General features: G+C 60.7%; 1 pseudogene. It reads left to right on the top strand.

Annotated features, from left to right (window positions below):
- Position 1: 1 nt before the first annotated feature.
- Positions 2-201 (top strand): annotated as a pseudogene (locus tag EU800_RS27185) (IS110 family transposase); the annotation flags it as partial.

Below are 201 nucleotides of genomic sequence, written 5' to 3'. Positions count from 1 at the left end.
AATTACAACACTCGGGATCGACTTGGCCAAGTCTGTCTTTCAGCTTCACGGGGTGGATGCCTGTGGCGCTGTCGTCTTGCAGAAGAAGCTTCGGCGGGGCGCGGTGCTCGATTTCCTCGACAAGATCGAGCCCTGCCTGATCGGCATGGAAGCCTGCCCCAGCTCACACTTCTGGGCGCGGGAGATCGCGGCACTTGGCCA

Origin of the sequence: Tropicimonas sp. IMCC6043, assembly GCF_004146235.1 — a bacterium.
GTDB lineage: Bacteria > Pseudomonadota > Alphaproteobacteria > Rhodobacterales > Rhodobacteraceae > Tropicimonas.
The sequence above is the reverse complement of the archived record's forward strand: the minus strand, read 5'-3'. Positions and strand labels throughout refer to the sequence as shown.